The following is a 20737-nucleotide window of genomic DNA, read 5'->3' on the forward strand; positions in this document are numbered from 1 at the left end:
TGTTCATCATTTCTACGAAAATTAGTCTTCACAACTACTGAAAAGAGATAAGGACCAAATGTCCAACGAATCTTCACTCGGTTTGATGCGTATTGGCCTGGCCACCGCTGATGATATCCGCAGCTGGTCTTATGGTGAGGTCAAGAAGCCCGAAACCATTAACTACCGAACCCTAAAGCCCGAAAAAGAGGGTCTTTTCGACGAGCGTATTTTCGGTCCTACCAGGGACTGGGAATGCTACTGTGGCAAATACAAGCGCGTACGCTTTAAGGGCATTATCTGTGAACGCTGTGGCGTTGAGGTAACCCGCGCAAAGGTTCGCCGTGAACGTATGGGTCACATTCAGCTTGCTGCTCCGGTGACTCACATCTGGTACTTCAAGGGTGTTCCTTCACGCCTTGGTTACCTGCTTGATCTTGCTCCTAAAGATCTTGAAAAGATTATCTACTTTGCCGCGTACATGATTACCTCTGTGGATGAGGAAGGACGTCACGACGATCTTCCAAACCTTGAGGCAGCGTTCGAACGTGATAAGAAAGCTTTGGAAGCTCAACGTGATGCAGATATTAATCTCATCGCTCGTGAGACTGAAGAAGAACTTGCGCGCATTGAAGCTGAAGGTGGAAAAGCAGCAGAGAAGCGTAAACTTCGCGACCAAGCAGAACGTCAGATGGCATCTGTTCGTAAAAATGCTGATCGTGAAATCGAGTTTGAGCAAAAAGTTTGGGATCGTTTCAAGTCTTTGAAGGTTGCTGACCTTGAAGGTGATGAAGCGCTCTACCGTGCCATGGTTGATAAGTACGGTATGTACTTTGAAGGTTCCATGGGCGCTGAGGCTATTCGTTCCCGCCTAGAATCTTTCGACCTCGAAGCAGAAGCTGAAGCTCTCAAAGAGATTATTCAGACTGGTAAGGGTCAGCGTAAGACTCGTGCATTGAAGCGTCTAAAAGTTGTTAACTCCTTCTTGAGCACCACTAACTCACCTTTGGGTATGGTTCTTGAAGTTGTTCCTGTGATTCCTCCAGAATTGCGTCCTATGGTGCAGCTCGACGGTGGACGCTTTGCAACCTCCGACCTCAACGACCTCTACCGTCGTGTGATTAACCGTAACAACCGTCTCAAGCGTCTACTTGAGTTGGGTGCACCCGAAATCATCGTTAATAACGAAAAGCGTATGCTTCAAGAAGCAGTTGATTCGCTCTTCGATAACGGTCGTCGTGGTCGCCCTGTTACTGGTCCTGGTAACCGTCCGTTGAAGTCCCTTTCTGACATGCTCAAGGGTAAGCAGGGTCGTTTCCGTCAGAACCTCTTGGGTAAGCGTGTTGATTACTCTGGTCGTTCTGTTATCGTCGGTGGCCCTCAGCTTTCAATGCATCAGTGTGGTCTTCCAAAGCAGATGGCATTGGAGCTGTTCAAGCCCTTCGTGATGAAGCGTCTGGTAGACCTCAACCATGCGCAGAACATCAAGTCTGCTAAGCGCATGGTAGAGCGTTCTCGTTCTCAGGTCTGGGATGTTCTTGAAGAAGTGATTGCTGAGCATCCTGTGCTCTTGAACCGTGCACCTACTCTGCACCGTCTGGGTATTCAGGCGTTCGAACCTCAGCTTGTTGAAGGTAAAGCTATTCAGCTTCACCCTCTTGTATGCTCCGCGTTTAACGCTGACTTCGACGGCGACCAGATGGCAGTTCACTTGCCTCTATCTCCTGAAGCTCAGGCTGAAGCACGTATTTTGATGCTTTCATCCAACAACATTTTGAAGCCTTCAGACGGTCGTCCGGTAGCTGTTCCTGACCAGGATATGGTGATTGGTCTATTCCACTTGACCACACCTCAAGAAGACGCAACCGGCGAAGGTCGTATCTTCTCTTCCTTGGCAGAAGCTATTATGGCGATGGACTTAGGTCAGATTGCTATTAACGCTAAGGTCAAAATCCACTTTGACTCCTTCATCGCTCCAGAAGGTTTTGAAACTCCTGAAGGCTTTGAACAAGGTGGAAGCATTCTTCTTGAATGCACCGTCGGTCAAGTAATCTTCAACCAGACTCTTCCTGCTGACTACCCTTGGTATGGGGAAATTGCAGATAAGAAGCACCTTGGTTCTTTGATTAATGACCTCGCTGAGAAATACCCAATGAATGTCGTAGCCCAGACTCTTGATCAGCTCAAGAACACTGGTTTCTACTACGCTTCTCGCTCTGGCGTGACCGTTGCTATCTCAGATATTGCGGCGCCTAAAGATAAGCCTGCCATTATGGAAGGCTATGAGAAGAAAGCTGAAAAGATTCAGCAGGACTTCGACCTGGGTCTTACCGGCGATAACGAGCGTCGTACCGAGCTGATTAAGATCTGGACTCAGGCAACAGATGAAGTTTCTGAAGCCATGAAACAGAACCTTGCAAACCTGAACACCACCATTAACCGTATGGTGACCTCTGGTGCTCGTGGTAACTGGATGCAGGTTCGCCAGATTGCGGGTATCCGTGGTCTCGTGTCGAACCCGAAGGGTGAGATTATGCCTCGCCCCATTAAGTCTTCATATCGTGAGGGCCTGTCCGTTCTCGAATACTTCATCGCGACTCACGGTGCTCGTAAGGGTCTTGCTGATACTGCGTTGCGTACGGCAAACTCCGGTTACCTGACTCGTCGTTTGGTGGACGTCTCTCAGGACGTTATTGTTCGTGAAGATGACTGTGGTACACGCCAAGGTCTAGACCTTCCCCTGATCGATACTAAAGACGGTTCCTTGCACCAACAGGTCGAGACTGCTATCCATGGACGTTCTTTGGCAGTAGATGTCAAGGACGAATCTGGAGAGGTTCTTGCCGCTGCTGGTGCTGACGTATCTGATATCGTCATCAACAAGCTTTTCAAAGCTGGAATTGAACAGGTCAAGGTTCGTTCCGTATTGACCTGCCAATCTGCTGTTGGTGTCTGTGCCTTGTGCTACGGCCGTTCTATGGCTTCTGGTAACTTGGTAGACATCGGCGAAGCTGTTGGTATTATTGCGGCACAGTCTATTGGTGAACCTGGTACTCAGCTGACCATGCGTACCTTCCACACCGGTGGTGTCGCAACCGCAGGCGATATTACTCAGGGTCTACCTCGTATTCAGGAGCTCTTCGAAGCACGTACTCCTAAGGGCGTTGCACCTATTTCTGAGGTTAGCGGTCGTGTCTCTATGGAAGATACCGATAAGGCTTTGAAGGTTGTGATTACTCCTGATAACGGTGACGAACCTGTAGCTTATCCCGTTCTTCGTCGTTCTCGTCTGCTCGTGGCTGAGGGTGAACACGTTGAGATTGGTGATCAGCTGGTTGTAGGTGCCATCGATCCTAAGGAAGTACTACGTATTCGTGGTCCTCGTCATGCTCGTAAGCATCTTGTTGACGAGGTTCAGGACGTATACCGTTCTCAGGGTGTAGGTATTCACGATAAGCACGTTGAGGTGATTGTTCGCCAGATGCTTCGTCGTGTGACCGTTATTGACTCTGGTGAAACTGATCTTCTCCCCGGTGAGCTCGTAGAGAACCTTGCCTTCCAGGCGGCGAACCGTAAGGCCGTAGCTGAGGGTAAGCGTCCTGCTTCTGCTCGTCCTGAAATGATGGGTATTACGAAGGCGTCCTTGGCGACTGAGTCGTGGCTTTCTGCTGCGTCCTTCCAGGAGACGACTCGAGTTCTTACTCAGGCTGCTATGGAACGTAAAGAAGATCCATTGGTCGGTCTTAAAGAGAACGTCATCATTGGTAAGCTCATCCCTGCTGGTACAGGTTTGGCTCGCTACAACGATATTGAAGTTGAGCCTACTGACGAAGCACGTGAACAGCTTTTCCAAGTCTCTGCAAGCGGTTTCAACGATTTCAGCTATGCAGCTGAGAACGAAGGTTCTATTTCTGCAGAGTTCCAGGCTATTCCTTTGGATGATTACGACTTCGGTAAATAATCTTCTCAAGGAGGCTTATTAGCCTAATGAAGCCAGAGGGGTTTCTTCTCGTATTGACGAGGAGAAACCCCTCCGGTGTTTTAAAATAGATCTTCGAGAGATAAATCATAAGTAGGGTGTTTATGGGGTTGATATGCGTTGATATGTTGTGAAGGCTGAGGGCGTATTAATTTTTTGAAGATTGTGCAGAGTGTTTTCATAGGGGATGCTCTAAACTATTGCTTGCTGACCTTAGGTGTAGGCCAGTATTCACTCACATCGCTAACGTTAATTTTCTTTTAGGGGTTATCATGTTATCTTCGCGCGCCGTTTCTCGGCTTCGTCGCACGTGTTCATTGGCTGTAGGTACGGCTTTGGCTTGTGCGTCCTTATCTGTAGTAGAACCAGCTCAGGCGCATCCTGGCTACTGGTATTCTCCGTACTATCAGTCTCAAAATTTTTCGGCTAGCCCGTATCTTATTGGTGCTGGTGTTGGCGACGTTACGGGTGAACCAGCTGAGGTTGGTTTCATGGGCTATGGTGATGGTCATCAGCTTGGTTCTGGTGTGATGAGCCGTTCGTATGCTCGTGCGTTTGAGATTCAAGATCGTAATACTGGTGAGCGCAACCTGATGGTGGTGTTAGATCAGCTCTCAGCGTTCCAGAGCGTGCGTGATGAGGTGATTCGTCGTGTGCAACGCCAATATGGTGACGCTTATGGTGAGTCAAATATTATGATTACGGCAAATCATACTCACGCGACTCCTGGTGGTATTACCAAATATGGTTTGTACAACGTCACGACGAGCGGGTGGCACGAGGATACCTTCAACGCGACTGTTGAAGGCATTATGGACGCCATTGACGCGGCACACCGTGACTTAGCGCCAGGGAATCTTACCGTTTCTCATTCTCAGCTGACCGGTGTTGGTGTTAACCGTTCTATGGTTGCCTTACGTAACAACCCCCAGCAATTACAGGACAAACTTATTGATGGGGTAGATCCTACGACGGTTACGTTGCGTTTAGAACGTGATGGAAAAACTCGCGCACTGATTAACTGGTTTGCTATTCACCCTACGTCGTTGCCGACCACTAATACTCTTATCTCTTCTGACAATAAAGGGTATGCCCAGTGGCTTTTAGAGAATCAAGATCATGGTGTTGACCATTATTCTGGTGCAGGTGATGGCTTTATTGCAGCTTTTGCCAATAGCAATGCTGGAGATGTCTCGCCCAATACGTGGCTTCGCCCTGGTAAGGGACCAACTGATAATCCTTTCCAGAACATGAAGATTCAGGGTACTAAACAGGCTGATGCTGTTCGTGATCAGCTTCGGAGCCAAGGAGAACCTGTTGGGCAGGGACTTGGCTCTGCGGTGAAGTACTTTGACTTTAGTAATATGACGGTGGACGCTCAATATACTGGAACCGGTAAAGCCGAGCGTACCTGCCGTGCTTCTTTAGGGGAGTCCTTTGGGTCTGGTTCTGAGGAAGACGGCGGCGGTGGCCTCCCTATTTTTGGTGAGGGCGTTGGTACTAATAAATTCTTTTATGCAATGAGCCGTGCTGCTTATAACGTCTCTGCTGATTTGAAAGCATGCCAGTACCCTAAGGACCATTTGCTTGCAGTGGGTCTAGCTAACGCCGTTCAGGAGAAACTTCCTGTTCAGGTGATGCGTTTTGGTGACTACTATGTTCTGGGGTTGCCAGGAGAATACACGGGTGCTGTTGGCGTGCAGTATCGTCAGGATATGGCAAAGCTTTTTGGTGTTGATGAGTCTCATATTATTTTGCAAGGTTACACCAATGCTTATAACCATTATGTGACAACCCCTGAAGAATATGATTTACAGCAGTATGAGGGCGGTTCTACGATTTTTGGTCGTTATGAAGCGCCAGCTTTCCGTCAGAGTCTGCATGAGGTAGGTTCTGCCTTGCATCGTGGGGAGTCTTTAGATTTGGGGGATAAGCCTCAGACTCCTTATGCGGCAAAGAGCTCTAAGGGCAAGGTACTGTACGATACGCCTGGTGCTGGTAAGCGCTACGGGCAGCAACTGCGTGCTCCTCAGAGCACGTGGCGTGGTGGTAGTGTCTCTGCTGAGTTCGTTGGTGCTCACCCGAATAACAGCGTACGTAAACAGGGCAGTTATCTTGAGATTCAGCGCTGGAATGGACGTGCTTGGGAATATGTTGCAAGCGATAACGATCCGAATACTCGTTTCCAGTGGAAACGTCATTGGGCATCTCAGTCTCGTGTGACGATTAGCTGGGATGTTCCTTCGACTGCTGTTTCTGGTACATACCGTATTTTGTACTATGGACATTCCAAGAACGGTTGGGGGCAGGTTTCTGCGTTTACGGGAACAAGCTCTGAGTTTAGGGTCTATTAAGACCTAAGGTATCCGAGGGGTATCGCATTATATGGTGGGGGCCTTGCTGGTTTATTTCTGGCAAGGCCCTTGAGTTTTAAGGATTAACGGGGTTAAGTGAGGTAAATCTCTGAGGTTTGGGGTAAACAATAGGGAATTACCGAGAATCTAGGTAGATTAAGGGCTCTAGAGCCGATATAGTTTGATACGAAGTACTTAGCCTCAGTGCCTCTAATGCTTGTTTGGAGCATTTATATCGGCGCATTCCAGCGTTGAACGGCAGAGCTAATGTGGGCTTCGAATTAATGGCAGTATGGATACAGTCCTTTGGTATTGATTTAAGTTTTTTTAATCTGATACCTAAATGCCATTTTTACGCATGCCCAGATAAAATTTTGTTGCACGCGCTGAACTAAGTTACCGTTATTGTGTATCGCAGGATACTCAGTACATTTGCTTCAATAACTCATGCATCATGCAGAACTCTGCACTGAGGTGAAAAGACGAAAGGGTTGTGAAAGACCAACCCGATAATCAGGAGATATTGTGCCTACAATTCAGCAGCTGGTCCGTAAGGGCCGGACTCCCAAGGTCGTAAAGACCAAGGCGCCCGCACTGAAGGGCAACCCTATGAAGCGTGGCGTGTGCACCCGTGTGTACACCACCACCCCGAAGAAGCCTAACTCTGCACTCCGTAAGGTAGCTCGTGTGAAGCTCAACGGTGGTATTGAAGTTACCGCTTACATTCCCGGTGAAGGTCACAACCTTCAGGAACACTCCATCGTACTCGTGCGCGGTGGTCGTGTGAAGGACCTCCCCGGTGTTCGTTACAAGATCGTTCGTGGTGCTCTGGATACTCAGGGTGTTAAGGGTCGCGGCCAGGCTCGCTCCCGCTACGGCGCTAAGAAGGAGAAGAAGTAATGCCTCGTAAGGGTCCCGCTCCAAAGCGTCCCCTCGTAAACGATCCTGTTTACGGTTCCCCGCTGGTTACTCAGCTTATTAACAAAGTTCTTCAGGACGGCAAAAAGTCTGTTGCAGAGCGCATTGTTTACGGTGCACTCGAAGGCGTAGGTCAGAAGACCGGCGCAGACCCCGTAGCAACCTTGAAAAAGGCTATGGATAACGTCAAGCCCTCCTTGGAAGTTCGCTCCCGCCGTGTTGGTGGCGCAACCTACCAGGTTCCTGTTGAGGTTCGCTCCGGACGCGCAACTGCTCTTGCTCTTCGCTGGTTGGTTGGCTTCTCCAAGCTACGCCGCGAAAAGACTATGACTGAGCGTCTAATGAATGAGATCTTGGACGCATCCAACGGTCTCGGTGCCGCTGTGAAGCGTCGCGAAGACACTCACAAGATGGCCGAATCCAACAAGGCCTTCGCACACTACCGCTGGTAATTCTTTGAAATGCCTGTCGAGAATACTTCGTGTATTCCGGCAGGCTTTCGGAGTATCTCATAAGAGGAGACTCAAGTGGCACTAGACGTGCTTACAGACCTCAAGAAGGTCCGCAATATTGGTATTATGGCGCATATTGACGCCGGTAAGACCACCACAACCGAACGTATCTTGTTCTACACCGGTATTAACCACAAGATTGGTGAAACCCACGATGGCGCATCCACCATGGACTGGATGGCTCAGGAACAAGAACGTGGTATTACCATTACTTCCGCAGCTACTACCTGCTTCTGGAAGAACAACCAGGTAAACATCATCGATACCCCCGGCCACGTTGACTTCACCGTTGAGGTTGAGCGTTCATTGCGCGTCCTTGACGGCGCAGTTGCAGTGTTCGACGGTAAAGAGGGTGTTGAGCCTCAGTCTGAAACCGTTTGGCGTCAGGCTGACAAATACGAAGTTCCCCGTATTTGCTTCGTGAACAAGATGGATAAGCTCGGCGCTGACTTCTACTTCACCGTAGATACCATTATCAAGCGTTTGGGTGCTCGTCCTTTGGTTCTTCAGCTACCTATCGGTGCTGAGAACGACTTCCTCGGTGTTATCGACCTGCTCACCATGAAGGCATATGTCTGGCCTGGTGACGCTAAGGGCGATGTGACTATGGGCGCTTCTTACGAAACTCAGGAAATTCCTGCAGACTTGCAAGAAAAGGCTGAGCAGTACCGTGCAGAGCTCATCGAAGCTGTTGCCGAGTCCAGCGAAGAACTAATGGAAAAGTACCTTGAAGAAGGCGAACTTTCCCTTGAAGAACTCAAAGCTGGTATCCGTCAGCTCACCGTGAATAACGAAGCATACCCTGTTCTTTGTGGTTCTGCATTCAAGAACCGTGGCGTTCAGCCTATGCTTGACGCTGTAATCGACTACTTGCCTTCACCGCTTGACGTGCCTGCTGTTCGCGGTCACAAACTCAACGATGAAGAAGTTGAGATGACTCGTGAAGCATCTTCTTCTGAGCCTTTCTCTGCATTGGCGTTCAAGGTTGCAGCACACCCGTTCTACGGTCAGCTCACCTACATTCGTGTGTACTCCGGTACTGCATCTCAGGGTGAACAGGTTCTTAACTCCACTAAGGGCCGTAAAGAGCGTATCGGTAAGCTCTTCCAGATGCACTCCAACAAGGAAAACCCTGTTGAGCAGATTCAGGCAGGACACATTTACGCTGCTATCGGTTTGAAGGACACCACCACCGGTGACACCCTTTGCGATGCTGCTAACCCCATCGTTCTTGAATCAATGAGCTTCCCTGATCCTGTGATCTTTGTTGCTATTGAGCCAAAGACTAAGGGCGACCAGGAGAAACTCTCCACCGCTATTCAGAAGCTTTCAGCAGAAGACCCCACCTTCAGCGTTAATCTCAACGATGAAACCGGTCAGACTGAAATCGGCGGTATGGGCGAATTGCACCTCGACATCTTGGTTGACCGCATGAAGCGTGAATTCAAGGTTGAGGCAAACATCGGTAAGCCTCAGGTTGCTTACCGCGAAACCATCAAGAAAGCTGTGGAGAAGGTCGACTACACCCACAAGAAGCAGACTGGTGGTTCTGGTCAGTTCGCTAAGGTTCAGGTTTCCTTCGAACCTATTCCTCTTGACGCTGAAGAGCTTTACGAGTTTGATAACGTCGTCACCGGTGGTCGTGTTCCTCGCGAATACATTCCATCTGTTGACGCTGGTATCCAGGACGCTATGCAGCTTGGTATCCTTGCTGGTTACCCTGTTGTTGGTGTTAAAGCAACCCTCATCGACGGTGCATACCACGATGTTGACTCCTCTGAAATGGCCTTCAAGATTGCCGGTTCTATGGTGTTCAAGGAAGGCGCTAAGCGCGCTAACCCTGTTCTTCTTGAACCGCTTATGGCAGTTGAAGTTCGTACCCCAGAGGAATACATGGGCGATGTTATCGGCGACTTGAACTCTCGCCGTGGACAGATTCAGTCCATGGAAGATGCAGCTGGCGTTAAACTCGTCAATGCATTGGTTCCGCTATCCGAAATGTTTGGTTACATCGGCGACCTACGTTCCAAGACTCAGGGACGCGCTGTGTTCTCGATGGCATTCGATAGCTATTCTGAGGTTCCGAAGGCTGTTGCCGACGAAATCATTCAGAAGAGCCGCGGCGAATAATTTTTGCCTCAGTTCCGGCTCTTTAAACTATTGAGTCGAAAAATTCACTAAAAATACCCCTGAAAACAGCTTCTGGGTTTCATCTGACCGGTGTAATCCGCTAATGTAGACGCTAGACCGTTTCTTAACGGATTGCGCCGGTGAGATATCCGAGTGCATGTTTTCAAAATCGTTCTAGGAGGAACACCCTTGGCTAAGGCTAAGTTCGAGCGCTCCAAGCCTCACGTAAACGTTGGTACCATTGGTCACGTTGACCACGGTAAGACCACTCTTACCGCTGCTATCTCCAAGGTTCTTGCAGACAAGTACCCGGACATTAACGAGCAGCGCGACTTCGGTATGATCGACTCCGCTCCTGAAGAGCGTCAGCGCGGTATTACCATTAACATTGCTCACATCGAGTACCAGACCGAGAAGCGTCACTACGCACACGTTGACGCTCCCGGCCACGCTGACTATGTCAAGAACATGATCACCGGTGCTGCTCAGATGGACGGCGCAATCCTCGTGGTTGCTGCTACCGATGGTCCTATGGCTCAGACCCGCGAGCACGTTCTTCTTGCTCGCCAGGTTGGCGTACCTACCCTTCTTGTTGCTTTGAACAAGTCCGACATGGTTGAAGACGAAGAGCTTCTTGACCTCGTCGAAATGGAAGTTCGCGATTTGCTTTCTTCCCAGGAATTCGACGGCGACGACGCTCCTGTTATCCGCGTTTCTGCTCTCAAGGCTCTTGAAGGCGACGCTGAATGGGTTGCGAAGATCGAAGAACTCATGGATGCAGTTGACAACTACATTCCGGACCCCGTTCGTGAAACCGACAAGCCCTTCCTCATGCCTATTGAGGACGTCTTCACCATTACCGGTCGCGGTACCGTTGTAACCGGTCGTGCAGAGCGTGGTACCCTCAACATCAACTCTGAGGTTGAGATCGTTGGTATCCGCCCCATCCAGAAGACCACCGTTACCGGTATCGAGATGTTCCACAAGCAGCTCGACGAAGCATGGGCAGGCGAGAACTGTGGTCTACTTCTTCGCGGTCTCAAGCGCGACGACGTAGAGCGTGGTCAGGTTGTTGTAGCTCCCGGCTCCATCACCCCTCACACTCAGTTCGAGGCAAACGTCTACATCCTTTCCAAGGATGAGGGTGGACGTCACAACCCGTTCTACTCCAACTACCGTCCTCAGTTCTACTTCCGTACCACTGACGTAACCGGCGTTATCACTCTTCCTGAGGGCACCGAAATGGTTATGCCTGGCGACAACACCGAGATGACCGTTGAGCTCATCCAGGAAATCGCGATGGAAGAAGGCCTCGGCTTCGCTATCCGTGAAGGTGGACGTACCGTTGGTTCCGGTCGTGTTACCAAGATTCTCAAGTAATAATCTTTGAGCGTCAATCAGAAGTTTTAGAACTTCAACTTTGAGCTGTCGATGATGGCTCGGCAGGGCCCCTCAGTGGTTTTACTGAGGGGCCCTGTTTTATGCCTCTTTATTCTACCCAGAGAACTTGCATGTGAAACTCGGCACTTTTAGGCATTGGGGTTGCTTATGCTTTTATTCTCTGCGAGAATAGTAAACGTTGTTCAAGTGCTTATCTGTCGTTTCTTTGCAAAATATGCCTTAATAGGGTGGTTATTTTGCGGAGGAGTAAACGAAGATAAGACCAAATATGACCCGGTTCCGAAGGCTTAGGTCGTTGTCTGTCCTCATTTAGGCGACACGCCCGAGTTCGGGGGTCGGTGCTTGGTCGAGTTGAGGAACCCTAACACCCTTTAGGATTCAGCTCGATTCAGGCGGCACGAAAGAAAAATATTTTTCTTTACCTCAAGTGCCAGAAAAAGGGGCGACCGCCCCGTTACAGGGAAGTACTTCAAGAAAGAGAGTCCGACAGATGGCGGGACAGAAAATCCGCATCCGTCTGAAGTCTTACGACCACGAGGTCATTGATTCTTCAGCACGGAAAATCGTTGAGACAGTTACGCGTGCAGGCGCGACGGTAGTAGGTCCAGTACCACTTCCGACCGAAAAGAACGTTTACTGCGTTATTCGTTCGCCTCACAAGTATAAGGACAGCCGCGAGCATTTCGAAATGCGCACGCACAAGCGTCTGATCGACGTTGTTGATCCGACCCCTAAGGCTGTTGATGCCCTCATGCGTCTTGACCTTCCGGCAGACGTGAACATCGAAATCAAGCTGTAGAGGATCGCATCTAATCATGACTAACACATTCGAGCGCCAGGTGAAAGGCTTGCTGGGTACCAAACTCGGCATGACTCAGATCTGGGACGAAAACGGCAAATTTGTGCCTGTTACCGTAGTTAAGGCTGACTCCAACGTTGTCACCCAGTTACGTAATCAAGAAACTGATGGCTACCAGGCTATTCAGATTGGTTTCGGTGCAATTGATTCTCGTAAAGTTACCAAGCCTCTAGCTGGTCACTTTGAGAAAGCAGGCGTAACCCCTCGCCGCCACCTAGTTGAAATCCGCACTTCTGATGCTGCAGAGTACTCCCTAGGTCAGGAATTGACCGTGGACCTCTTCGCAGAAGGTCAGAAAGTCGATGTCGTTGGCAAGACCAAGGGCAAGGGCTTCGCAGGTGTTATGAAGCGTCACGGCTTCAAGGGTGTTGGCGCGTCTCACGGTCAGCACAAGAACCACCGTAAGCCCGGTTCTATCGGTGGTGCATCATACCCCGCACGCGTGTTCAAAGGTATGCGCATGGCTGGCCGTATGGGCGCAGCACGCCACACCACTTTGAACCTGACTATCCAGGGTGTAGACGTCGAAAACAACGTACTTTTGATTAAGGGTGCAATCCCTGGTCCTAAGGGTGGCGTTGTTTTGGTTCGCACCGCTGTGAAGGGAGCCTAATTACAATGGCTGTCAAAACTGTCAAGGTAGACCTACCGGCAGACCTCTTCGACGCACAGGCATCTGTTCCTCTGCTTCACCAGGTCGTTGTAGCTCAGCTTGCTGCAGCACGCCAAGGTACTCACAAAACTAAGAACCGCGGCGAAGTTTCCGGCGCAGGTCGTAAACCTTTCAAACAAAAAGGTACCGGCCGAGCACGTCAGGGCTCCATCCGTGCACCGCATATGACCGGTGGTGGCGTCGTACACGGCCCAACCCCTCGCAACTATGCGCAGCGTACCCCCAAGAAAATGATTGCAGCTGCTTTGCGCGGTGCTCTCTCCGATCGCGCTCGTCACGACCGCGTACACGTTGTAGAGAACCTCGTTGAAGGCACCAAGCCTTCAACTCAGGCAATCAAGGCATCTCTTGCAAGCATCACCAGCCGTAAGAACGTTCTTTTGGTGATTGACCGCAAAGAAGATCTTGTAGCACTGTCAGCACGTAACCTTCAGAACACTCACGTCCTCTATGCAGACCAGCTGAACACCTACGATGTTCTCATCTCTGATGACGTAGTTTTCACCAAGGATGCGTTCGACATTTTCGTCGCAGTTGCTTCTAAGGCTAAGAAGGAGGCCGCTAAATAATGAGCGTCTCTACTTTCAAAGATCCTCGCGACGTGATTATCGCTCCCGTCGTGTCGGAAAAAAGCTACGGCCAGCTCGATGAAGGTAAATACACCTTCGTTGTTGCTCCTAGCTCCAACAAACTGGAAATCAAGCAGGCTATCGAAGAAATCTTCGGTGTCAAGGTTGCTTCCGTAAACACCGCTAACCGTCAAGGCAAGCGCAAGCGCACTCGCTTTGGCTGGGGTACTCGTAAGAACACCAAGCGTGCGGTTGTAACCCTCAAAGAAGGCTCAATCGACCTCTTCGGCGGTCCGCAGGCATAGTCCTGCGGAGACCACTTTAGCGAAGGAAAGAAATACTAAATGGGTATTCGTAAACACAAGCCGACGACACCTGGTCGCCGTGGCTCGAGCGTTTCCGATTTCTCCGAAATCACCCGCTCAACCCCGGAAAAATCCCTGGTTCGTCCGCTTCCTAAAAAAGGCGGCCGTAACAACACCGGTCGTATCACCACTCGCCACAAGGGCGGTGGACACAAGCGTCAGTACCGTTTGATCGACTTCCGTCGTCACGACAAAGATGGTGTTAACGCACGCGTTGCACACATCGAGTACGATCCAAACCGTACCGCACGCATCGCATTGCTTCACTATGTTGATGGTACAAAGCGTTACATCGTTGCTCCTAACCGTTTGCAGCAGGGCGACATCGTTGAATCCGGTCCGTCTGCGGACATCAAGCCCGGTAACAACTTGCCACTACGCAACATTCCTGTGGGTACCGTTATTCACGCTGTTGAACTTCGCCCCGGCGGCGGAGCAAAGATGGGTCGCTCTGCTGGCGCTTCCATCCAGCTCGTTGCTAAAGAAGGTCGCTACGCTCAGTTGCGTCTTCCTTCTGGCGAAATTCGCAACGTAGACGTTCGCTGCCGTGCAACTGTTGGTTCTGTCGGCAACGCTGAACAGTCCAACATCAACTGGGGTAAAGCAGGCCGCAACCGTTGGAAGGGCATCCGCCCAACCGTTCGTGGTGTTGTTATGAACCCTGTTGATCACCCACATGGTGGTGGTGAAGGTAAAACCTCAGGTGGTCGTCACCCGGTTAACCCGAACGGTAAACCCGAAGGTCGTACCCGTCGACCTAACAAGGAAAGCGACAAGCTCATTGTTCGTCGCCGTCGTACTGGCAAGAAGCGCTAAGGAGCCTGACACATGCCTCGTAGTTTGAAGAAGGGCCCTTTCGTTGATCAGCACCTTTATGTAAAGGTTGCAGCTCAGAACGAGAAGGGCACCAAGAATATTATTAAGACTTGGTCCCGCCGCTCGATGATTATTCCCGACATGCTCGGACATACCATCGCAGTGCACGACGGACGCAAGCACGTACCCGTGTTCATCACTGAGTCAATGGTCGGACACAAACTCGGCGAGTTTGCACCGACCCGCACTTTCCGTGGCCACGTGAAGGACGACCGTAAGGGTAAGCGTCGCTAATATCGGATATCCGATATTAGATACGTTTTCCTTTCGGCAATAGACGAAAGAAAGATAGGCAATGGAATCTAAGGCATCAGCGCGCTATGTACGCGTCACGCCTATGAAGGCACGCCGAGTCGTCAACCTGATCCGTGGTAAGCAAGCGGAAGAGGCTCTGGCAATTCTGAAGTTCGCTCCTCAGGGCGCTTCAGAACCGGTTTACAAGATTGTTGCATCTGCTATGGCAAATGCTCGTTCCAAAGCAACTGCTGCGGGACTTCCTTTCAAGGAAGAAGAGCTTTTCATCAGCGAAGCATTTGTTGACGAAGGTCCTACGATGAAGCGGTTCCAGCCGCGAGCACAGGGCCGTGCATTCCGCATCAACAAGCGCACCAGCCACATCACCGTGGTTGTAGCAACCCCGGAGAAGGAGGAGGACCGATAAATGGGTCAGAAAATTAACCCCAACGGTTTCCGACTTGGCATCACCACCGGACACGTCTCCAAGTGGTTCGCAGACTCCAACAAGGAAGGCGAACGCTACAAGGACTTCGTCCGTGAAGACGTCAAAATTCGCGAGCTCCTCGCTAAAGATTTGGAGCGCGCAGGTATCGCAAAGGTAGAAATCGAGCGCACCCGTGATCGTGTTCGTGTGGACATCCACACTGCACGTCCAGGTATCTTGATTGGTCGCCGTGGTGCAGAAGCTGATCGCATTCGCGGTGAGCTTGAGAAACTAACGAACAAGCAGATTCAGCTCAACATCCTTGAGGTTGCTCAGCCTGAACTTTCTGCTCAGCTTGTTTCTCAGAGCATCGCAGAACAGCTCACCTCTCGCGTGGCATTCCGCCGTGCAATGAAGAAAGCAATTCAGTCCGCACAGCGTGCAGGCGCAAAGGGTATCCGTATCCAGTGCTCCGGCCGTCTTGGCGGTGCTGAAATGTCCCGTTCCGAGTTCTACCGTGAAGGTCGTGTGCCATTGCACACCCTTCGTGCGAACATCGACTACGGTTTCTTCGAAGCAAAGACCACTTTCGGCCGTATCGGCGTGAAGGTTTGGATCTACAAGGGCGATCTTACCGACAAGGAACTTGCTGCTCAGCAGGCTTCCGCACAGCGTGGCCGTGGCGACCGTCGTGGTAACGACCGTCGTCGTGGTGGCAACCGCGGACCTCGTCGCGAACGTCGCAACGACAACGCTTCGGTGAACACCGAAGCCAAGACTGCAGAAAACGGTGAGGCATAAATGCTTATTCCCCGTCGAGTAAAATATCGTAAGCAGCACCATCCCAAGCGTACTGGTATGGCCAAAGGCGGTACCGAAGTTACTTTTGGTGAGTGGGGTATTCAGGCACTAACTCCTGCATACGTAACCAACCGTCAGATTGAAGCTGCACGTATCGCAATGACTCGTCACATCAAGCGTGGCGGTAAAGTATGGATTAACATCTATCCTGACCGTCCCTTGACCAAGAAACCTGCTGAAACCCGTATGGGTTCCGGTAAAGGTTCACCCGAGTGGTGGGTCGCAAACGTAAAACCCGGTCGAGTCATGTTTGAACTCTCCGGTGTGTCCGAAGAAGTGGCTCGCGAAGCTATGCGCCTCGCAATCCACAAGCTCCCGATGAAGGCACGTGTCGTGCGTCGTGAAGGTGGTGAGTAAGCGAAATGGCAGTTGGATCAAAAGATCTCAGCATCGACAAGCTCGTTGAGCTCTCAGATGAGGCTCTCGTAGAAGAGCTGCGCAAGTCGAAGGAGGAACTGTTCAACCTCCGTTTCCAGGCAGCCACCGGTCAGCTTGAAAATCCCGGTCGTATCCGTTCCGTAAAGCGCGATATTGCACGTATTTACACCGTGTTGCGTGAGCGTGAACTCGGTATTCGTCCCGCAACCGAAGGTGAAGCCAAGTGAGTGAAATAATGAACGAAGAGCGCGGCTACCGCAAGACCCGCCGCGGCTACGTAGTGTCCGACAAAATGGACAAGACCGTAGTTGTAGAGGTCCAAGATCGCGTAAAGCACGCGCTATATGGCAAAGTTATGAGCCGTAACTCAAAGATCAAGGCACACGACGAGCAGAACTCTGCTGGTATTGGTGACCTCGTTCTTTTGGCAGAGACTCGTCCGCTCTCCGCTACCAAGCGTTGGCGCGTTGTCGAGATTATCGAAAAGGCTAAATAGTTTTTTCAGATAGTTCTCTGTGAACATACGAAGAGTCCTCTCTTCCAGGAAACTGGAAGAGAGGACTCTTTCGTTTAACCACCTGTAAAAAGCTCTAAACCACGTTGAGCTGAGATATATCTGAACGTATATATAAGGAACGCTGAGAATAATAGCCCGTACCCGCAGAGTTACCCAATAAGGTCAGAAAAATATTACGAAATAGGCTAAAAACCTTTGTGTCTTAGCCTTATTTAAAGATAAGGTTAGGCTTTGTTTATATATTGGTTATGGCCAACTATGGGGCGGAACAATGACTTCAATCAACCGGCGTTTTTTCTTAGGAACAGCAGGAGTCTCAGCACTATTGTTGAGTGCCTGTGGATCTTCTTCTAAAGAAGACCCCAGCACAACCCAAAACTCCTCAGAAACACGCACTGTCACCGACGTTGAAGGGCTCGAAGTTGAGGTCCCTCTCAATCCACAAGGCATTATCACCCTCTCTGAACCTACACTAGATGCCATCTTAGCGCTTGGACTAAAACCTATCGGAACCGTCGCAGGCCGCGGACAATCCACCGTCCCCCATTACCTCTACGAAAAAGCCTCCGACATTGAGCTACTAGGTTCAGTCTCCGAGCTCAACTACGAGGCTATCGGCAACGCATCACCCGACCTCATCCTTGCCGACGGAACCAGCATTAACAACAGGCCAGACATTCTCGAGATTTTGCGACAAATCGCGCCGGTAGTCTTCTGCGGCTATGCCGGAGGCCCCTGGAAAACTAACTTTGAAAATGTCTGCAACGCTGTCAACAAAGTTCCCGAAGGAAAGAAATATATCGAAGACTACGATACTTACGTAGCGCAGACTGCCGCAGAACTTAAAGACCGTTACGCTGATAAAACTTTCTCTATCGTCCGATGGCAGGGGAGTGGACCCTCCCTCATCCTCAAAGAACTTCCGGCAGGACAAGCCCTAGAATCTTTAGGACTCAAACGCCCTCACGACCAAGACATGCTAGGACGCGGGCACTCAGAACCAGTCTCCCTAGAGAACATGGCACGCATCGATGCTGACTATATGTTCCTTGGAACTCTCGGTGGGGCTAGTCAAGAGAACCCACACTCAGACTCCACCGCAGATCTTGAAGGAGCGAAGGAAGCTCTCAAACGGGCAGAACAGACCTCAGGGTTTACCGACCTTCGCGCGTACCGCGAGAACAACATTATCCTCGTGGACGGCTCCCAATGGACATCTACTGGAGGCCCGCTACTGATGCGAGGCATCGTCGAAGACGTCAAAAAATCTCTCTTATAAAACCCCATAACACTATCCTCTATCAACAATTTTCAAACCCACTACCTTTGATGGACGTACCTCATGCAAACTAACTCTTCATTGACTAAGGTCACTCGTTATACAGCAGTAGCCGCCTTGGCCGCTGCGTTAGTTGGCGCTCCGGCGATTGCCCCAACCTACTCCCTCTCCGGAAATACCGCTATCGCCCAAGAAACACCAGCAACAAAGACACTCTCTGTGAGCTCTACGGCAGACTCTGAGGGCAAAATTACCGTTATTGGTAGTGGGTTCATCTCAGCAGCAGAAGGCCGCGGTGCTGTTGTTGCCCTAAAATTCGATGCTGGAGGTGTCAATAATTTAGAACCTGTTGTACACCCTCTCACCGGCCAAAAAATCCCTAACAAAACAGTTAACTTTGTCGTAGTAGCTGAAGAAGACGGCAGCTTTGAAGCAAAAGTTCCCCTACCTTCACCGGCAAATAGCACGGTAGATGAAGCCGATTGGGCAGAAGGAACGACACATAACCTCACCGCACTCGTAGGCTCTCTCGGAGCACAAGACGTCCCCGGCAACGCGATGGTAGATTTCACTGTTGCTTATGCGCCTCAAGACACCGAAGACCAGTCCTCATGGACACACCTTCAGGTCGGGGACGCTCAACTTAATATTCGTCCCTATACAACTGGCGAAAAAATGCGCATTACAGGAACAGGCTGGCTTAAAGAAAATGGAGCTGAAGGATCTGTCGTAGTTCTAAAATTGGAGTCCAGCAGCGATGGAACCTTCTACGAACGCCCCGATAACTCTGCACAAGCACAATACTTAGGATCCTTAGGACTATTTGACCTCGGTAATGACCACACCGCATGGATGCTAGTAATGCCAGATGCACAACAGGTCAACGAAGAAAAAGGTATCTCTCTTGTCAAACCAGACGGCTCTTTCGACATTACCTTTGACGTACCTGAAGCCTTAAAAAATGGTTCTACCGGTCAATACCTCGCCGTTCAAGCGCTCTCAGGTCGTTTTGCCCCTGGCGATACTCGTCGTTCAGCAAAATCTCAACCAATTCCTGTCAACGGTGTAGCTGCACAACCACCCCAAAAAGAAGAACCCACCGAAAAATGTGTTTCTTCCGAAACTAAACCAAGCGCACATTTTGAAAAGGACACTGTCGCACCAGGAGGAACATTACACCTCCTAGGAAAAGGATGGTGTAACGAAAACGGTGCAGGAGCAGCACGACTAGCTATCAAAATTGATGATGCCGCTATCTCACGTCTAGATACCTCCGTACATTCCAACAAAACTATTTGGACGATCGTGGACGCAAACCCCACAACCGGAGAAATTGACGCACATATTCAACTTCCAAAAGCAGACGGTTCAGATAGCTCACCGGCACTTACTGAAGGTGCACACTCATTGCGTCTACTGTCAGGTTCTCTTAAAGCAGGAGACATCAATGTTTCCTACGGTGGTCCTGGTGTCCTTGACTTCATTGTCGGTGCATATTCACCAACGACCATGCCAGATGTCCTCTCTGATAGTGAGCTAACCGCTCAAACGCAGAACGAGGTTACCGTCAAAGAATCTCAAAGAAAAGTGACCGTTCATGTTCCTCATGCACAACCACGACAGTGGGTTCATGTTACTCCCTATATTGACGGTTCTTCTCGCGCAACATGGTCTAGTGGATGGGTTCAATTAGACGACAACCGAACCATGGAATACACCTTAGAAGAAGGCCTACCTGCCGGACACTACAAAATGGTGGTTCAAGACGGTGAACAAGCTACCTTCGGCCAGCTTCTTGGCTGGGCAGGACTGGAGTACACCACAAACGAGCAAAAGAATTCTGCTCAAACACCTGCCACAGAACACCCACACATGCCGATGAACCCAGAACATCATGATTCTGCTACTGGTGGCGAGAACACTAAAAACGGTACTGTACCAGCTACCGAAGGTTCTTCCACCCAGCATCATACTGGTGCCGCAACGTCCTCTTTATCTCGAGCTACGTACAATAACGCATCAGCGCCTGTTTATTCTCCCGTACCAAATTCCTACGAAACAATTGCTGTGGCACCACCGAAGAAAGTGACGCGTATTGTTCGCGCCGCTTCACTGGCACAAGCTGCACAAACGGAAAAAACTGCACAAGCGCAAAAAAATCAGCGGGAAGATGCTCGCAAGAAGACCGTGGCAGCTCCCTCACCCACGAAAAAAGCATCTGCTCCGGCCTCGCCAGCTCCTCACTCGTCACCTGCTATCGCCTCAACTGAAGCCACTGTGGTAGAAAAATCCTTCTGGGATAACACTGCTTCTGTCAATAACTTGCTCCTAATTGGTGCTGGCATTGTGCTTCTTGGCGCAGTCGCTATTCCTCGTAAAAAGCCCTTACGCTAACTCCGCATAATACTGTGAAAGTAGATGGCATC

19 protein-coding genes are annotated in these 20737 nt (G+C 50.4%); all 19 read left to right on the plus strand.

Annotated features, from left to right (window positions below):
• Positions 1-58: 58 nt before the first annotated feature.
• Positions 59-3940 (plus strand): DNA-directed RNA polymerase subunit beta', encoded by a 3882-nt coding sequence (locus tag ACN08W_RS04845; protein WP_419102938.1) that lies wholly within the window; start codon positions 59-61, stop codon positions 3938-3940.
• Positions 3941-4230: 290 nt separating this feature from the next.
• Positions 4231-6312: a neutral/alkaline non-lysosomal ceramidase N-terminal domain-containing protein gene (locus ACN08W_RS04850; RefSeq protein WP_419102937.1), complete on the plus strand. Its 2082-nt coding sequence runs from the start codon at positions 4231-4233 to the stop codon at positions 6310-6312.
• A gap of 525 nt (positions 6313-6837) precedes the next feature.
• The gene (gene rpsL, locus ACN08W_RS04855; protein WP_004005292.1) at positions 6838-7212 is read left to right on the plus strand and encodes a 30S ribosomal protein S12; all 375 of its coding nucleotides are present in this window, start codon (positions 6838-6840) and stop codon (positions 7210-7212) included.
• Positions 7212-7682, plus strand: a complete 471-nt coding sequence (rpsG, locus tag ACN08W_RS04860) for a 30S ribosomal protein S7 (RefSeq protein ID WP_419100885.1) — start codon at positions 7212-7214, stop codon at positions 7680-7682. Before rpsL ends, rpsG begins: the two co-directional genes overlap by 1 nt.
• A gap of 75 nt (positions 7683-7757) precedes the next feature.
• Positions 7758-9872, plus strand: a complete 2115-nt coding sequence (gene fusA / locus ACN08W_RS04865) for an elongation factor G (protein WP_419100884.1) — start codon at positions 7758-7760, stop codon at positions 9870-9872.
• Between the two features lie 189 nt (positions 9873-10061).
• Entirely contained in the window at positions 10062-11252 is a 1191-nt protein-coding gene (tuf, locus tag ACN08W_RS04870; RefSeq protein WP_419100883.1) for an elongation factor Tu, read from the plus strand.
• Between the two features lie 511 nt (positions 11253-11763).
• Entirely contained in the window at positions 11764-12072 is a 309-nt protein-coding gene (gene rpsJ, locus ACN08W_RS04875) for a 30S ribosomal protein S10 (RefSeq protein ID WP_068169589.1), read from the plus strand.
• Positions 12073-12088: 16 nt separating this feature from the next.
• Positions 12089-12745, plus strand: a complete 657-nt coding sequence (gene rplC, locus ACN08W_RS04880; protein ID WP_419100882.1) for a 50S ribosomal protein L3 — start codon at positions 12089-12091, stop codon at positions 12743-12745.
• Between the two features lie 5 nt (positions 12746-12750).
• Complete coding sequence (gene rplD / locus ACN08W_RS04885; protein WP_419100881.1) at positions 12751-13374, plus strand: 50S ribosomal protein L4; 624 nt, start codon at positions 12751-12753, stop codon at positions 13372-13374.
• Complete coding sequence (gene rplW, locus ACN08W_RS04890; protein ID WP_419108934.1) at positions 13374-13679, plus strand: 50S ribosomal protein L23; 306 nt, start codon at positions 13374-13376, stop codon at positions 13677-13679. The genes rplD and rplW overlap by 1 nt, the downstream gene beginning before the upstream one ends.
• Before the next feature lie 39 nt (positions 13680-13718).
• Positions 13719-14555: a 50S ribosomal protein L2 gene (gene rplB / locus ACN08W_RS04895; RefSeq protein WP_419100879.1), complete on the plus strand. Its 837-nt coding sequence runs from the start codon at positions 13719-13721 to the stop codon at positions 14553-14555.
• A 12-nt stretch (positions 14556-14567) separates the two neighbouring features.
• Positions 14568-14849 carry a 30S ribosomal protein S19 gene (gene rpsS / locus ACN08W_RS04900; protein ID WP_419100878.1) on the plus strand — a complete coding sequence of 94 codons (282 nt, stop codon included), beginning with the start codon at positions 14568-14570 and terminating at the stop codon, positions 14847-14849.
• A gap of 61 nt (positions 14850-14910) precedes the next feature.
• Positions 14911-15276 (plus strand): 50S ribosomal protein L22, encoded by a 366-nt coding sequence (rplV, locus tag ACN08W_RS04905; RefSeq protein ID WP_419100877.1) that lies wholly within the window; start codon positions 14911-14913, stop codon positions 15274-15276.
• Positions 15277-16077 carry a 30S ribosomal protein S3 gene (gene rpsC / locus ACN08W_RS04910; RefSeq protein ID WP_419102936.1) on the plus strand — a complete coding sequence of 267 codons (801 nt, stop codon included), beginning with the start codon at positions 15277-15279 and terminating at the stop codon, positions 16075-16077. It abuts the gene before it with no gap.
• Positions 16078-16494 (plus strand): 50S ribosomal protein L16, encoded by a 417-nt coding sequence (gene rplP, locus ACN08W_RS04915; protein WP_204877182.1) that lies wholly within the window; start codon positions 16078-16080, stop codon positions 16492-16494.
• A gap of 5 nt (positions 16495-16499) precedes the next feature.
• Positions 16500-16742: a 50S ribosomal protein L29 gene (gene rpmC, locus ACN08W_RS04920; protein ID WP_419100875.1), complete on the plus strand. Its 243-nt coding sequence runs from the start codon at positions 16500-16502 to the stop codon at positions 16740-16742.
• A gap of 8 nt (positions 16743-16750) precedes the next feature.
• Positions 16751-17011, plus strand: a complete 261-nt coding sequence (gene rpsQ, locus ACN08W_RS04925; protein WP_419108986.1) for a 30S ribosomal protein S17 — start codon at positions 16751-16753, stop codon at positions 17009-17011.
• 292 nt (positions 17012-17303) lie between these two features.
• The gene (locus ACN08W_RS04930; RefSeq protein ID WP_419108935.1) at positions 17304-18311 is read left to right on the plus strand and encodes an ABC transporter substrate-binding protein; all 1008 of its coding nucleotides are present in this window, start codon (positions 17304-17306) and stop codon (positions 18309-18311) included.
• A gap of 63 nt (positions 18312-18374) precedes the next feature.
• Positions 18375-20705, plus strand: coding sequence for a hypothetical protein (locus ACN08W_RS04935; RefSeq protein ID WP_419108936.1), 2331 nt, complete (start codon positions 18375-18377; stop codon positions 20703-20705).
• The last annotated feature ends 32 nt before the right edge of the window (positions 20706-20737 follow it).

Source organism: Rothia sp. CCM 9419 (assembly GCF_048512815.1).
Lineage (GTDB): Bacteria > Actinomycetota > Actinomycetes > Actinomycetales > Micrococcaceae > Rothia.

What these genes read in the sequence shown, in the direction of transcription:
- ACN08W_RS04845 (WP_419102938.1), top strand. Translation starts at nt 59, where the DNA reads ATGTCCAACGAATCTTCACTCGGTTTGATGCGTATTGGCCTGGCCACC.
- ACN08W_RS04850 (WP_419102937.1), top strand. Translation starts at nt 4,231, where the DNA reads ATGTTATCTTCGCGCGCCGTTTCTCGGCTTCGTCGCACGTGTTCATTG.
- rpsG (WP_419100885.1), top strand. Translation starts at nt 7,212, where the DNA reads ATGCCTCGTAAGGGTCCCGCTCCAAAGCGTCCCCTCGTAAACGATCCT.
- rpsJ (WP_068169589.1), top strand. Translation starts at nt 11,764, where the DNA reads ATGGCGGGACAGAAAATCCGCATCCGTCTGAAGTCTTACGACCACGAG.
- rplC (WP_419100882.1), top strand. Translation starts at nt 12,089, where the DNA reads ATGACTAACACATTCGAGCGCCAGGTGAAAGGCTTGCTGGGTACCAAA.
- rplD (WP_419100881.1), top strand. Translation starts at nt 12,751, where the DNA reads ATGGCTGTCAAAACTGTCAAGGTAGACCTACCGGCAGACCTCTTCGAC.
- rplW (WP_419108934.1), top strand. Translation starts at nt 13,374, where the DNA reads ATGAGCGTCTCTACTTTCAAAGATCCTCGCGACGTGATTATCGCTCCC.
- rplB (WP_419100879.1), top strand. Translation starts at nt 13,719, where the DNA reads ATGGGTATTCGTAAACACAAGCCGACGACACCTGGTCGCCGTGGCTCG.
- rpsS (WP_419100878.1), top strand. Translation starts at nt 14,568, where the DNA reads ATGCCTCGTAGTTTGAAGAAGGGCCCTTTCGTTGATCAGCACCTTTAT.
- rplV (WP_419100877.1), top strand. Translation starts at nt 14,911, where the DNA reads ATGGAATCTAAGGCATCAGCGCGCTATGTACGCGTCACGCCTATGAAG.
- rpsC (WP_419102936.1), top strand. Translation starts at nt 15,277, where the DNA reads ATGGGTCAGAAAATTAACCCCAACGGTTTCCGACTTGGCATCACCACC.
- rplP (WP_204877182.1), top strand. Translation starts at nt 16,078, where the DNA reads ATGCTTATTCCCCGTCGAGTAAAATATCGTAAGCAGCACCATCCCAAG.
- rpmC (WP_419100875.1), top strand. Translation starts at nt 16,500, where the DNA reads ATGGCAGTTGGATCAAAAGATCTCAGCATCGACAAGCTCGTTGAGCTC.
- rpsQ (WP_419108986.1), top strand. Translation starts at nt 16,751, where the DNA reads ATGAACGAAGAGCGCGGCTACCGCAAGACCCGCCGCGGCTACGTAGTG.
- ACN08W_RS04930 (WP_419108935.1), top strand. Translation starts at nt 17,304, where the DNA reads ATGACTTCAATCAACCGGCGTTTTTTCTTAGGAACAGCAGGAGTCTCA.
- ACN08W_RS04935 (WP_419108936.1), top strand. Translation starts at nt 18,375, where the DNA reads ATGCAAACTAACTCTTCATTGACTAAGGTCACTCGTTATACAGCAGTA.